Annotated in this window: 10 protein-coding genes and 1 pseudogene; 2 read left to right on the top strand and 9 right to left on the bottom strand. The window is 54.7% G+C overall.

The features are described from left to right. Positions 1-146: 146 nt before the first annotated feature. A complete protein-coding gene (locus tag LC354_RS22705) occupies positions 147-539 on the top strand; it encodes a hypothetical protein (protein ID WP_223428154.1) in 393 nt (130 codons plus the stop codon). Between the two features lie 275 nt (positions 540-814). Here the strand turns inward: LC354_RS22705 and LC354_RS22700 are convergent, their stop codons facing one another. Genes LC354_RS22700 through LC354_RS22685 form a run of 4 tightly spaced genes read right to left on the bottom strand, consistent with a single transcriptional unit; the run spans position 815 to position 7270 of the window. After that, positions 815-2266, bottom strand: a complete 1452-nt coding sequence (locus LC354_RS22700; protein WP_223428153.1) for a type I restriction-modification system subunit M — start codon at positions 2264-2266, stop codon at positions 815-817. Then, positions 2266-3171 (bottom strand): DUF5655 domain-containing protein, encoded by a 906-nt coding sequence (locus LC354_RS22695; RefSeq protein ID WP_223428152.1) that lies wholly within the window; start codon positions 3169-3171, stop codon positions 2266-2268. The genes LC354_RS22700 and LC354_RS22695 overlap by 1 nt, the downstream gene beginning before the upstream one ends. Next, positions 3168-4508, bottom strand: a complete 1341-nt coding sequence (locus LC354_RS22690) for a restriction endonuclease subunit S (RefSeq protein ID WP_223428147.1) — start codon at positions 4506-4508, stop codon at positions 3168-3170. The genes LC354_RS22695 and LC354_RS22690 overlap by 4 nt, the downstream gene beginning before the upstream one ends. Continuing rightward, positions 4508-7270, bottom strand: a complete 2763-nt coding sequence (locus tag LC354_RS22685; protein WP_223428145.1) for a type I restriction endonuclease subunit R — start codon at positions 7268-7270, stop codon at positions 4508-4510. The genes LC354_RS22690 and LC354_RS22685 overlap by 1 nt, the downstream gene beginning before the upstream one ends. Before the next feature lie 463 nt (positions 7271-7733). Between LC354_RS22685 and LC354_RS22680 the strand changes: the two genes are divergently transcribed. Beyond that, positions 7734-8156, top strand: a complete 423-nt coding sequence (locus LC354_RS22680; RefSeq protein WP_223428143.1) for a hypothetical protein — start codon at positions 7734-7736, stop codon at positions 8154-8156. Positions 8157-8457: 301 nt separating this feature from the next. Here LC354_RS22680 and LC354_RS22675 read toward each other — a convergent pair whose 3' ends face one another. The 5 genes and pseudogenes from LC354_RS22675 to LC354_RS22655 all read right to left on the bottom strand — a co-directional run. Next, complete coding sequence (locus tag LC354_RS22675) at positions 8458-9576, bottom strand: site-specific integrase (protein ID WP_223428141.1); 1119 nt, start codon at positions 9574-9576, stop codon at positions 8458-8460. A 533-nt stretch (positions 9577-10109) separates the two neighbouring features. After that, positions 10110-10535, bottom strand: coding sequence for a DUF1810 domain-containing protein (locus LC354_RS22670; protein WP_223428139.1), 426 nt, complete (start codon positions 10533-10535; stop codon positions 10110-10112). A gap of 223 nt (positions 10536-10758) precedes the next feature. After that, positions 10759-11880: an ADP-ribosylglycohydrolase family protein gene (locus tag LC354_RS22665; RefSeq protein ID WP_223428138.1), complete on the bottom strand. Its 1122-nt coding sequence runs from the start codon at positions 11878-11880 to the stop codon at positions 10759-10761. A 198-nt stretch (positions 11881-12078) separates the two neighbouring features. Further along, positions 12079-12747 (bottom strand): HEPN domain-containing protein, encoded by a 669-nt coding sequence (locus LC354_RS22660; RefSeq protein ID WP_223428135.1) that lies wholly within the window; start codon positions 12745-12747, stop codon positions 12079-12081. Then, positions 12744-12993, bottom strand: a pseudogene (locus LC354_RS22655) (hypothetical protein); the annotation flags it as partial. The pseudogene LC354_RS22655 and the gene LC354_RS22660, both read right to left, overlap by 4 nt.

The following is a 12993-nucleotide window of genomic DNA, read 5'->3' as shown; positions in this document are numbered from 1 at the left end:
CTGACCTCTGCGACATGGATGGACGCAAAGGCCAAGGCGGAAATGGTGCAGATCGCGCTCATGGGCCGCAACGCCAAGGCTGCACGCCGGATCGTCGCATCCCTAGCCCGCGACTTGGAAAATCTGCCCCGGAAAGGAGCGCTCCCATGCTGACCGATGACGCCCTGCAAGAAGCGCAGGGCGATGCCAAGTGGCGCGAATTTGACCGGCAGACCGGCATCTGCGCACTTACCTTGTCGGAACTGAGCGGCAAGCTGAAGCACGCCCAGTGGGCGCTGGGGCGCGGATGCGACGAGGAGACTGCCCGCATGGTGCAGTCCGCCCTGCAAGGCCTTGAGTGGACCAAATTGGAACAGTGCAGCGCCCGCTTTCACGCGGGCGCGCAGCACCCCCCCCTATTAGGGACCGTGCCACGGCAGCCGCCTCCTGCGGGTCGCGGCACCCCGGCATATCCGCGTTTTTCAACTTTTCAAAAATGCGGTTTTGATTTCTTTTGGCCCTTCACTCCCCGCAACCCAGCACCCCGCGCTCGGGAATAAAAACCTAGGAAAATTATGCCAAAAAATGCTATTCCAATACGGAGGCTCGTTGTCCGTATGGCTCATGATGATTGAGGAAGGATAGATATGACAAGAAGGCAACTTACAGAAGGCGAGATTGAATTTGCTCGTCAGACGGCAATTGACAACAATCCGCAACGTGTTTCGGAGGGGATGCAACTGAGTGTGGCTCCACAAAGCGACGATAACGGAAATGCCATTGTCACGTGGACAAAAATCACCGAAGTAGAGAACTCGGAACCACCATCCGACCGCTAGCCGTAGCTGATTTCGGTTTCGGTCAACTCCTCGCTGACCTTGCGAAATTCCTCTAGCGCCGCCTCCAAGTTTTCGACGATTTCTACGGCGATCACATCGGGCGTGGGCAGGCTGTCAATGTCTTCTAGGCTGTCATCCTTCAGCCAGAAGATATCGAGGTTAAGCTTGTCGCGCGCAATCAGTTCATCATAGCTGAAACACCGGAAGCGTTCGGTTTCCTTTCGCTGTTTGTAGCACTCCACGAAGTCGTCCAAGTCTGCGCGGGCCAGCTGCTTTGTCTTCAACGTCTTGTGGACGTTGGTTCGGTAGTCATAGACCCAGAGTTTCCTTGTCTGAGGATCGCGGGACGCGGGCTTTTTGTCGAAGAAAAGCACGTTCGCCTTCACCCCGGCGCTATACCAGATGCCGGTCGGTAGTCGCAGAAGGGTGTGAAAGTTGAAGTCTTCGAGAAGGCGTTTCCGGATGCCTTCGCCAGCGCGCCCGGCTTCAAACAGCACGTTGTCCGGCAGGACGACCCCGGCGCGTCCATTCGTGTCGAGGATCGTCATGATTTGCTGTAGGAAGTTGATCTGTTTGTTTGATGTGGTGAATTTGAAGTCTTCACGCTCGTAGTTTTCGCGTTCGGTCGAAACTTGACCGTCCTCGCCAACCACCTTGTAACTCGACTTTTTACCGAAGGGCGGGTTGGTCAGGACCACGTCAAAGCGTTTACCGTCATCGCCCGCCAGTGCGTCGCCTTGGTGCACCGGGCTTCCGCCGTCGCCGACGCCATGCAGATAGAGGTTCATCGCGCAGAGCCGCACGACCTCGTCGACAATATCCACCCCGACAAATGACTTGTGGCGCAATTGGCTGAGGCGTTCCCGGTCCTGCGTCTGTCCTTTCATGTGGTCATAGGCGGATAGAAGAAAACCGCCCGTGCCACAGGCCGGGTCGCAGACCGTATCGCCTATCTTGGGGTCAAGGCACTCGACCACGGCGTCGATCACGGGGCGCGGGGTGAAGTATTGCCCCGCGCCGGAACGCACCTCGGAGGCGTTCTTTTCAAGCAGGCCTTCGTAAATCTGGCCCTTCACATCAACGCCGATGCCGATCCAAGGCCCTTCATTGTCGATCAAGCTGACGACGCGCGTCAGCTTGGCGGGGTCAGAAAGTTTGTTCTGTGCTTTGCGGAAGATCGTTCCGATCAGGCCACTTTCGCGCGCCAAGGCCTCAAGACTGTGCCTGTAGTGGAGTTCAAGATCATCGCCACTCTTGGCGGCCAGCTTATCCCAGCGCCATTCGTCCGGGATGGTGGATGGTTCGCCGAGCAATTCGACCCGCTCCTGGTCCATCTTGAGGAACAGTAGATAGGTGATCTGCTCAATGTAGTCGCCGTAGGAAATGCCCTGATCCCGGAGGACGTGGGCGTAGTTCCAGACCTTGGAAACAAGCTGCTCATTCGTCATCAGGAGGCCTCGTAGGATTGGAGGATGAGCGTCTTTGCCCGCTCGAAATCATCATGGTTGGAGACTGTCACTTCCAGATCGCCCGTGCCAAAGTGGCCGATCTTGCGCACGTCACGAGTGAAACCGTCTTCCAGTTCGATGCTGTCCGGGTTGATCTTGAGGAACAGCCGCAGTGCGTTGAGGCCGGTCTTTACCTCGACGCATGTGAAATTCTTGATGCGCTTGAAGGCAAAGTAGTAACTTGTCGTCTTCTTGGTTACGTCATCGCCCAAGCCGAGCAGGTAGGTTTCGACGTCCGAATAAAGGTTCGCCAAGTCCTCGCTCGCATCGGCGAGGTTTTCGGTGTTCGTTTTGTATTTGATGGGCTTGCCGCCGCCGGTGACATGCCCGACAGCCGCAGGCGTCGTTGAAACGGCGGTCAGAAGGTCCAGCATTAGCAGTTCTTCCCCGAACCGGCGATAGCGGATCAGTTCGATGTTGCGGCTCATCTGCTTAACCGCGTGGATGTCATACTTGTTGAAATCTGATGCGATGCAGATCAGGCGCGGGGCACCCCATTCGATATTCTGTGCGGCCTCTTTTCCCATCGCGTCGCGCACAAGGATTTCGAAATCGCCCCGATGGTCCATCAGCCAGTCGAGGTAGAATAGCCCTTGGTTGATGACATTTTCCGAGCGGTCGCGCTTGTATTCGATGATGACGGGATAGCCGTTTTCGTCGATACCAAGCGTGTCCATACGCCCGCCATTCGAGGTGACATATTCCGAGGCAAGGAAACGCACGCCGAGCAGGGTGTCGAGGTTCTTTTCGAAAAGGGTTTGGAGTGACTTTTCAAGCAGGGCCGACGAACTGCCCAGTTCGCTGAGCGTCGCGCCGGTTTGATGGAATAGCTTAAGGTCACTCATGCGGTAGCCTTTCTTCCTGTCTTCTTGGGTGCGGTGGATTGCTCGGCTTTGATGCGTTCAAGCAGAGCCGAGGCAGGCTCGTCAGCGGGGTCTTGCGGGACGAGACGACCGGCAAAAGCGTCTTTCAGGATGGATTGGCGCAAGGACGCGGAACGCTTGAGTTCCGTTTCGCACCACTTGGTCAAATTCTTGGTTTTGGAAAAGGCTTCTTCGGTAACCTCGACAATCTTGCGCTGATGGTCGACTGGTGGGAGTTCAATTGCTAATGATTTCACTTCGGCACTATTGATATTGTGGACGCCGCTCGTCGAGCGGGCTTGGCGTTCAATAATTTCCCGTGTTTGAGGTGAGTGTAGAGCCAGATGCAAGAATTCTGGCAAAATACGCTGTTGGTTCAATCGCAAACGGATCAAATAGCCCGCATATGCCAAACCGGCCGCTTCTTCGCCTACAACAGCGCCTCGGGCTACCAAGTTGGCGCTACCGTTTGATCGCACGATCAGCACATCACCAAGTTGCAGTGCAAGTTTCTCAACTTCTTTTTCGTTTAGTTCGGTGTATTTCAGATCAGAAAGGTCAATGTTTCCGGCGACCACATTTGGAATTCGCAGAACTGCGGTGCCGTGTGGTTCCGGTATGCATTTTTTGGCTGTTCCATAGCGAATATCTTCGAGCAACTCGCCGAGTTCGAGGAGTTCCCATTCTGACCGATCTGCATCTGTAAGCTGCCCGGTAACGGCAGCCTTGAGGACGGATTGGCGATAGCGCTTCAGGAGCGTCTGCACCTCCCGCACCGCTTCCTCGCCCTTGTCCAGACGGGCGAACAGCGTCTCAATTTTTTCAACGATCTGGCGCTGCTCGTTAAGCGGAGGCAACGGAACAGGTTTCGTTTCAATGTATCGTTTCGGAACGCGCTTTTGCCCGACTGCGCCCGTCATATGGTGCTGTGCCTCATGCCTAAGCGAAGCTGAGGAAACGAAGTAGTAGAGATATTCTGCATTGACCGCACCGGTGGGTCGAAGAACATGAAACTCTGTCGTTCCGAAACCGACACCACGGGGTAGCGGCGGAACGATAGCCATTTTACCATTTTCCATGCAAGGCGTGATCTTAGCAAACAGCACATCGCCAGATGAGAAGGCAGTAAAACCCGATTTTACTTTCCCGAATGGACGTCGCTCGCTTGTATCAATCCGACCAGTCTCGGCCTCTATGGCTGGCATCGGAAAGAAAGGGATTTCTTCATTGTCTTTGAATTGGCTCTTATCGACGCCGGGGTTTATGTCCACCACGTCTGCAATCGGCACGCTGAGCCAATTATCTGGCAGCCTCGTCATTACGCCACCAATGCCCCCTGCAAGTCGTCAAGCATATCGTTTAACCCACTTCCGAATAATTCGCGCGCCTTGAGAATGCCGCCCTTATCGGAAAGACTTGGCACCTCCATGAAGTCGCGCGGTGTGATTTCCGCGTTGGCGGCGACGAAAGCCGCAATTGTTCGCAGCCATTTCATCTGTTCTGCCGTATATTCCCGCCCTGTCTTCTTTTCACGTCCGATCCAAAGATTGAAGCGCTGTTCGACGCGGTCGCCAAAGGGCACGAGTTCTTCGTCATACCCAAGCGCAAAGCGAACAAGGCTGACCACCTCGGTCAGTTGCTTGTCTACCGGCGCACCCTTCACCTTGGCCGCATCAAGCCGCTTGTAGGCCTGCCATACATCGGCCGTGGTCAGGTGATGCGGCGGGTCCGTCATGCGCTGCACCAGTTCCTTGATCTGTGCATAGGTCAGTCGCCGCTTCCCGGCGGGCTGGTTGTAGAGGATTTGCAGCGCGGTGATTTCGTCCTTGTTGTCTTCCATGAAGGTCTTGAACGAGGTGATCCGTTCCTCGGCGTGCTTGAGGTCAAACCCGGCGGTGCGCACTTCGTCGGTCGTCACTTCGTCGATCACCATTTCATTCTTGCGCTTGATATCTTTCAGCAGGTTGCGCACCGGAGCGGCGTCGAGCGGCGCACAGGCCTCATCGGTCAGGTCTTCGATGACACTCTGGGCTTGCTCAGGTGTCGCGTCAGGCCCGTGTTTGGTCTGGATGACTTCGGCCTGCTTGTCGGGGTCGATGGCGTCCAGCAGGGCGTTGGCGAGGTCTCTGGGGCTTTTGCCTCCCGTCGCCTCGGTGATCCGTTGGCGATCTTCCTCATCCAGTTTGCGATCCAGCGCCGCAAGGCGTGCCGCGAGCGATGACAGTGCGTCTTCATCCCGGCGTCCTTGGGCGATCTGGTCGATCAGCGCATCGAAGCTGATCGACTTATTGCGTTCCAGCGGTTGGCTCGCGTTCTTCTTCGTTTCCGTCACGCCCACGGCGTCGATCAGCACGAAGCGGGTTTTTGTCTGCGCGTCCGGGGTGACTTGGGCAAGATCGGCGTCAGGGATCGTGCGAACGCCACGGCCCTTCATCTGCTCGTAGTAGCCTTCAGACTTTACGTCCCGCATGAAGATCAGCACTTCGACCGGTTTGATATCCGTCCCGGTGGCGATCATGTCGACCGTTACGGCGATCCGAGGGAACTTGCTGATCCGGAACTCCTTGATGAGCGTCTTGGGGTCTTCGCCCGTATTGCGGTAGGTGATTTTCTTCGCGAAATCGTTGCCTTCCCCGAAGACCTCGCGGGCGATGTGCACGATTTCTTCGGCGTGGTTGTCGTCTTTGGCGAAGATCAGCGTTTTCGGAAGCCATTCGCCGGTGCGATCCGGGAACAGTTCGGTGAACACCCGGTCCCGGTATGTTTGCAGGATTGTCCTGATCTGGTTAGGGGCGACAACCGCGCGATCCAACTCCTTTCCGGTGTATTCAAGATCGGCATCGAGTTCGCGGTAGCGCACCGCGCGGGTGCGCTTGTCCCGCACCGGCACTTGGAAGGCGCTGTCCTCCACCTCAACCTTGCCACCGTCTTCTGTAACCTTCGTGCGGATCGAATAGATTTCATAGCCGACGTTCACACCGTCTGCGACGGACCGTTCATAGGGATATTCGGCGACAAGGTTCTGGTTGAAGAAACCGAGCGTGTGCTTGGATGGCGTCGCAGTCAGTCCGATGATCGACGCGTCAAAATATTCCAACACCTGCCGCCATAGGCCATAGATGGAGCGGTGACATTCATCCGTGACCACAAAATCGAATGTCTCAATCGGGATTTTAGGGTTGTAGGCAATTGGTCTGATTTCCCCGTCTTCCAGCTGCCAAGTCTCGAACGCCGAGGCTTCTTCGTCTTCTGGCTCCAATTCCTCACCGCGCAGCATGGAGTAGAGCCGCTGGATCGTTGTGATGACCACCTTCGCGTCGGGGTCTATGCGGTGGGAGTGCAGGTGTTGGACGATGTAGGTGTCGGTGAACCGATGTGCCGCGCCCGGTGGCTGGTAGTTCTGGAATTCCTTGAGGGTTTGATCGCCGAGGTTGTTTCGGTCCACGAGGAACAAGACGCGCTTTGCGCCTGCGTGTTTGATGAGCCGGTAAGAAAACGAGCAGGCGGTGAAGGTCTTGCCTGCGCCAGTCGCAAGCTGAATGAGCGAACGGGGGCGGTCCTCGGCCAGAGACTGTTCAAGTCCCGTAATTGCTTCGATCTGGCAGTCGCGGAGGCCCTTTGTGTCCAGAGGGGGCATTTGCGTGAGTGCGCTTCGGAGCGTTTCGGTAGCCTCCAACCACTCAAGCAGCGTTTCCGGCTGGTGAAAGGCAAACACGCGGCGCGAGCGAGGTTTGGGATCACGGAGGTTCCGGAAGTAGGTTTCTTCGCCGTTGCTTTCGTAGTCGAATAGAAGACGCTCATCCCATTTCGCCAGATGATCGGGGATGCCGCCCATGTATTTGTCGGACTGGTCGGCAACGCCGCTGAGGGTGACGCCAGCTTTCTTTGCTTCGATCACCCCGGCGGCCTTGCCTTTCACGAAAAGAAGGTAGTCGCAGGGTCCGGTGGTCAGATGAAATTCCCTGACCGCTACCCCCAAAGCGGCATTGCGGTTGAACTCATCCGGGTTCTGCAAAACCCAACCGGCAGCGCTGAGGCGCTTGTCGATTTCCTGTCGGGCTTTCTGTTCCGGCGTAAGCATTCGATCCTTTGGGGTTGCAAGGAAAACATCTTGCGGTCAACGGGTTGGTGTTCGCAGGTTGGCGATGGCTTCAAGCTAACGACTTGTCCGCACTTGGGGCAAGATCAGTATGGATATTTCCGAAAGAACGGCGTGTGATCGGCGATTGAATTTTGTAGGGACCGTGTTTCTCAGGGCTTTTCAGCGGGGTCGCCGCCGCCCGGCATATCCGCGTTTTTCAGGATTTTAAAAACCCACTTTCGTTCTCTTTTGGCCTGTCGCGCGATGTGCGGGCCGCTGGCGGGCATAAGGCCCGCTAGGCGGCCCAACAGCCCAAAATCGGAACAGCGCGCCAGCGGAGACACTTCCCGCCCTGATCGACCGCGCGACGGCGGCGCTTGATGGGGCGCGGTCTAGCGCGGAAGTATTGGAAGCCCGCGATCTTGCCCGCGTTGCCTATGACGCGGCAAAGAGTGCGGGGCGAATGGCGAAGGCCAAAAAGGCGCACGACACGCTAATTTCAGAAGTTCACCGCGCGCAGGCTCATGCGCTTTCGATCCGCGCCCGCGCCGAAATGCGGCTGGCGGAGGAATATGACGCTGCGCAGGCGCGGGGGGAGGTAGCCCGGCAGGGTCAACGCACGGACCTTTTTCCCCTCGGGAATAAGGTTCCAACACCGCAGGAAGTCGGACTTGCGCCAAAGGACATTCACGAAGCCCGCCAGATACGCGATGCCGAGGCCGCTGACCCCGGCGTCGTGGATCGCGCGGTCAACGACATGGTGGATCGCGGTGAAGAACCGACCCGCGCGGCGATGCGCCGATCTGTCTTGGCTGCGGTCGAGGACGCCAAGCGCAAGCCGAGCCGGAGGAAGCGAAAAAGGGCGGTCGCCCTAAAACCGTTTTAGATGGTAACGGTTTTACTGCCGCCGAAGCCGGGTTGTCTCGTAAGGACATCCACGAAGCCCGTAAGATGCGCGATGCCGAAGCCGCTGATCCGAGGCGATGGGCGGGCGGCCTCGCCAAATCGCGAGGCCGATCCGGACGCACCTACCGTTTTCAGGATGGTCCGCAGGTAGGCCCGTAGAAAATCAGCCTTTAGCCCAAACCCCTTATTTTATTGAGAATAATAAGGGAATTGGCTCCGGCGGTAGGGATCGAACCTACGACCAATTGATTAACAGCCAATTAGCACAAGCTCGTAGAGTTTTACGGCACATTAGAATTTAAGAGCAAACCAGAAATATATTCATCATGCGCCTTCACGGCGAGTCTCATTTCTTCCAGATAGGAGTGACGGTTGTAAACCGCTGCAACTCCACTGATCGTTCCAGACACGTGGTTCAAAAGTTTTTCGGTGACATGAATAGGAGTGCCAATTTTCGCGTGAACTGTAGAATATGTGCGACGAAGGTCATGCAAGGTGAAATGATCGAGACCGGTTTCCCGTAACAGGCGACGCTGAGCTCTGCCCCAGCCACTGAAAGCCTTGTCGGAGCCAGGTTGTGCGAACACTTTGTGGCTTCCACCTTCGATACTCTCAAGCAGGTTACGAGCTTGCTTGCCAAGCGGTACAACATGCTCCCGACCGTTTTTGGTCCTTGTGGGAGATAGGATCAAACCGTTGCCGTTAATTTCCGACCATCGTAGTTCGGCTATTTCGCTGCGGCGCTGACCGGTTAATATAAGCAATGTCACGATATCTTTGTAGCGATCAGATCGTGTGCCAGTGTAGCTGAGTACGCAATGCAGTTCATCATCTGAAAGCACACGTTCTCGCGTTGAAGGCTTATGGGGACGCTTTAGGGCGCCGAGTGGATTAACATCTAAATATTGCCGCCGCACACACCAGTTGAAGAAAACCTTGAACGTTGTGAATGCATGGTTCTGGCTGGAAGCACGCGAACTATAGGCCTGTATTTTTTTGAGCACATCCCCTCTAGAGATGTTCTTTATCGAGCCATCGAATGTAATTTTTCGGAAATACAGCAAATACCCTTCAAAAGTGCTGTCGCGTAGTCGATGATTACAGTCAGCCAAATATGCGTCTAGAACGGATTTGTAATCGTAGTCTAAGGTGATGGTATTCGCTGATGACTGTGTGGCCTGAAATTGTTTGGCCCGTTTGCGAGCTTCAGACAGGCTGAGTACGGGATGCCGCCCAAGTGTTTTGAGCCGCCTCTTCACGCCATACATGATGACATAAGACTTATTCTTGGGGGAGCAGCGAACTCCGAAACCGGGGGTGGTCTCATCCCAATGCGTGATCTGCCCTGAATCTGGCAATGAAAGCTTCCGTACGGCGAGATCGGTCAATCGAAGTTTCATTTTAGTCTCTTTTTAGTCTCTTAAATCGCGTGCATATGAGGGGTGTGCTATGAGTGCCTATGTTCACTTTGAATGGCTTACATATTGGTTTTATATAGTTTTTTTGGCAATATGAGAAGCTATGTTTTATCATGAAATGTGACTACGAATCAGGGGGTCGGGGGTTCGAATCCTCCTCGGTCCGCCAGAAAAACTATAAAGTATCAGTATGTTAATCCCCTGCGCCGTTTAGGAATTGGGAAATTTTTTCTTTCTGGGGGACATATGGGGGACATGATCATCCATTTGAGTTGCGAAATCTCCCCCCACGCCAGAACCTCCCGCAATCGCCAGCATTCCAAACTCCAAGTTCCCATGCGCGCGCATATCTACCGGACCAAAAGCGAACCCTCTTCGATGTGGCTGTGACGAAGCATGCGAAGAGTGTGTATATGATGTGCGAAATCTTCATGTGCGTGTTCTCAGAACTTTGGAATCAATTCGCAGCCTCGAGCCTGCTTTGGTGTTTTCATTGTGAGCGGTCATGAACCGTTTCACGATTTGGGAGTTGCCGGTTCGCGCATCGTGGCATCGCAAACTTTCCCATCGAAAAACGCGTCCAATGCTTTCTTCACGTCAGGTCCTCCGCCCGCAGCGAGCATCAAGGTTAGTGAAGACTTGAGCTTCTTCGCATCTACGTCACCGCCCATGATGTCCTCTATGCGCTGGTCTTGATGATTCATGACCGTAGCAATGCACTTGAGGTAACGAGGGCCCAAGGTGCGGTTGTTCATGTATTCCCGGGCCTCCTCAATGTCTGAGATGCCAAAGAATTTTGCCCGTTCACTGTATCCGAGGCTCTTGAGCTGCGGAAAGACATACCAAATCCAGTGGCTCTTTTTCCGGCCTGCTTTGAGCTCCGCAAGAGCGGTGTCGTAGTCACGCTCTTGGGCCAAAATAAATCTTTCCAGATCATACATTTGTGCGTCTCGCCTCGCTTGTTATCCGAATCCAAATTTTTGTTTGCTGACCGATGCATATTACTCTCCGCTCTCCTGAAGCCTAACCCAGGCCGCGAACTTGCACTGCAGATCAATATGAGATCGCCCTTGCGAAGCCTTCGACGGCACGTCTCGCTGGTTGGTATTTTCCACTACCCAAGCGAAACTCAATCCACGCAAAGAGCCGCTCGTGCATTGTAAGTTACCACCTATTTATCTGACATAGCTTTTGAGTGCACTGGTGGTTACCCGTCCCGATCCCTTCACGACAGACCTGTTCGATAAGAGCTTGAACGCGGCCGTCGTCGTCCGGTCCAGTGCGCCCAAGAAGGTTCGACTTCCATTCGTCACGGAACGCAGAGATGCCGTGAAGTGAGCCCATTGCGCTGGCTACAAGGGAAGCAATGGTATCGTTGTCCCGGGTGTGGTTGACGGCATCTAGGATAGCGCGATCAGGGTCCTCAAGATTCCTGCTGATGAGGAAAAGGGTGACTGGCAAGGTTTCCATGAGGAATGCACCAGAGTAGGTGATATCGCCAAAGGCGAGTGCTGTCATGTTTTTGCGCAGCCCTTCGGGCACAGTTAGATTTAAGAACTCGGTCAAAGTGCCATCGAATTGTCCGAGCATTTTGCCGCCGCGCGGGCGATAGCAGGTTGCGCCTTCAAGGCGTACGTGGAGCTGAAGAAAGCTTTCAAGGATGTCAGGCGGGTCAAATTGTCGATGGTCCGAGGCAAGAGTAGCTAGCAATTGAACCCAGGCTACTGCGCTCGCGATGGCTCCGGGTTCATTATGTGTAATGGCGGCACAAGTGGCAATTTCGCGCGCGAGGTCTGCACCTCCCATGTGTGGTTGTAGCGCTAGCATTGGTGCTATTCGCATTATGGCCCCGTTCCCAGCTGAGGCAACGCCCGCTGCCTGCCAAGGGAGACCGCTGGAGAGATTGAAGCGGAACTTTCGAACCGATTGGCCAACGCCATAAATTGTCCTGGTTCCAAAAATCTCGGCAAGAATATTGGGCTCCAAACGCCCTACATCAAGAAGGAGCTCAAGAAGCCAGAAAGCCATCTGTGTGTCATCGCTTGGGAGACCGACCCGCTGCCCACTGGCGTGACGGTTTGGTAGATAGCCTGTGATTTTGCCAAATTCCTGGAACCGGTTTCGTGGGATGCGAGACTCAGATGTGTTGCCGAGGGCGTCGCCGATCGCTAGGCCCAATAAGATTGCCCTCAGTCGATCTTCCGGGACCGGTGGAAAGTCGAGTAGCTTTGGGGCTTGTTCGGCAATATCGTCGATGCGATCGAGAACATCCTCGAGAGGATTCATTCACTTATCCTACTGCATTATAGTGTTTTTTCGGCTTCAATATACTGGCGGAAACCATTGAGAAGCTGGTTTTTATGTCTGAAAATCAACCGAGAACATCCTCAAACGGGAACGCCATGCGCTCTCGATGGGATTCGCGAAAAAGTTAGCAACCGTCAGCTTCAGAGCGCTAGGATAATTTCTCCAACTTTAGACAAGCTATTCAACAACTGGGTAATAAGGGGCGCCCCAGTCTTCCGATGGATTTGACATCATTGTGTCGACGAACACCGGCATCAGACTGAGCAGCAAGCCAGCGCCATCTCGGACCTGTTTGCGATTGACTTGGCTGTTCCAGGTTGCGCCACCATGAACAAGCTGATTGCGCAAGACATACAGCCGGTCGAACAAGATGCTCAGGAGTTTTGCGGTTTCCTGGCCTTCAATCGCATATTGGGCGGCCTTCTTGGCGTTCTCGAAGCGAAGTTCCCAGTTTTCAAATTCTGTGGCCCCGTTGTGGAACTTCCAGAACGGACCGAAGATGTATTTGTTGTCGAGCAGATCCTTCACAACTCCTTCAAACTGATACCAGATTTCATACGCGATGCGATCCTTCGGATCGCAACGTACCAATGCATCGAAGAAGTTCTGGAAATCGGTACGAGCAAATGAGCCTGGGTCCTCACCCATGTCCTTCGCATAAGCCGCATTGAACGCAATCCAGGAGAAAATGAACGCGCCATCCGGATCGTCATCGACCAGTGCTGCTGCGCGATTCAGCCAGCTAATCGACCGATGAGTGCGCAGATTGAGTTCTGACGGGTTCTGCTCGCGAAGCTGCCGGTGCTTGTTTTGTAGGTAGTCGAATTCAGGAGAGTTTTCAGTCATGGCTCTTGTACTCCCAAGCGGTCTGCCAAGAATTGCTCAATGTCGCCCAGCATTGCGCCATCATGGCTTGCTCCTGCTCTCATTTCATCGAGCGCTTTGCGTGCCTTGTTGAGCGTCATCCATTCAGTTTCGGGTTGATCCGGTGCATTCCAACGTTCTTGCAGCCAGTTTTCGTATTTGCGGCGCTCACCTTCAGACAAAAGGCCATTGGCGTAGAATGCAATCAATCGGTGACCCAATTGACGC

This window comes from Tateyamaria pelophila (genome assembly GCF_019966495.1).
Taxonomy (GTDB): Bacteria; Pseudomonadota; Alphaproteobacteria; order Rhodobacterales; family Rhodobacteraceae; genus Tateyamaria; species Tateyamaria pelophila.
Note: the sequence above shows the minus strand (reverse complement) of the source record. Positions and strands in the feature narration are given on the sequence as shown.

What these genes read in the sequence shown, in the direction of transcription:
- LC354_RS22705 (WP_223428154.1), top strand. Translation starts at nt 147, where the DNA reads ATGCTGACCGATGACGCCCTGCAAGAAGCGCAGGGCGATGCCAAGTGG.
- LC354_RS22700 (WP_223428153.1), bottom strand. Translation starts at nt 2,266, where the DNA reads ATGACGAATGAGCAGCTTGTTTCCAAGGTCTGGAACTACGCCCACGTC.
- LC354_RS22695 (WP_223428152.1), bottom strand. Translation starts at nt 3,171, where the DNA reads ATGAGTGACCTTAAGCTATTCCATCAAACCGGCGCGACGCTCAGCGAA.
- LC354_RS22690 (WP_223428147.1), bottom strand. Translation starts at nt 4,508, where the DNA reads ATGACGAGGCTGCCAGATAATTGGCTCAGCGTGCCGATTGCAGACGTG.
- LC354_RS22685 (WP_223428145.1), bottom strand. Translation starts at nt 7,270, where the DNA reads ATGCTTACGCCGGAACAGAAAGCCCGACAGGAAATCGACAAGCGCCTC.
- LC354_RS22680 (WP_223428143.1), top strand. Translation starts at nt 7,734, where the DNA reads ATGGCGAAGGCCAAAAAGGCGCACGACACGCTAATTTCAGAAGTTCAC.
- LC354_RS22675 (WP_223428141.1), bottom strand. Translation starts at nt 9,576, where the DNA reads ATGAAACTTCGATTGACCGATCTCGCCGTACGGAAGCTTTCATTGCCA.
- LC354_RS22670 (WP_223428139.1), bottom strand. Translation starts at nt 10,535, where the DNA reads ATGTATGATCTGGAAAGATTTATTTTGGCCCAAGAGCGTGACTACGAC.
- LC354_RS22665 (WP_223428138.1), bottom strand. Translation starts at nt 11,880, where the DNA reads ATGAATCCTCTCGAGGATGTTCTCGATCGCATCGACGATATTGCCGAA.
- LC354_RS22660 (WP_223428135.1), bottom strand. Translation starts at nt 12,747, where the DNA reads ATGACTGAAAACTCTCCTGAATTCGACTACCTACAAAACAAGCACCGG.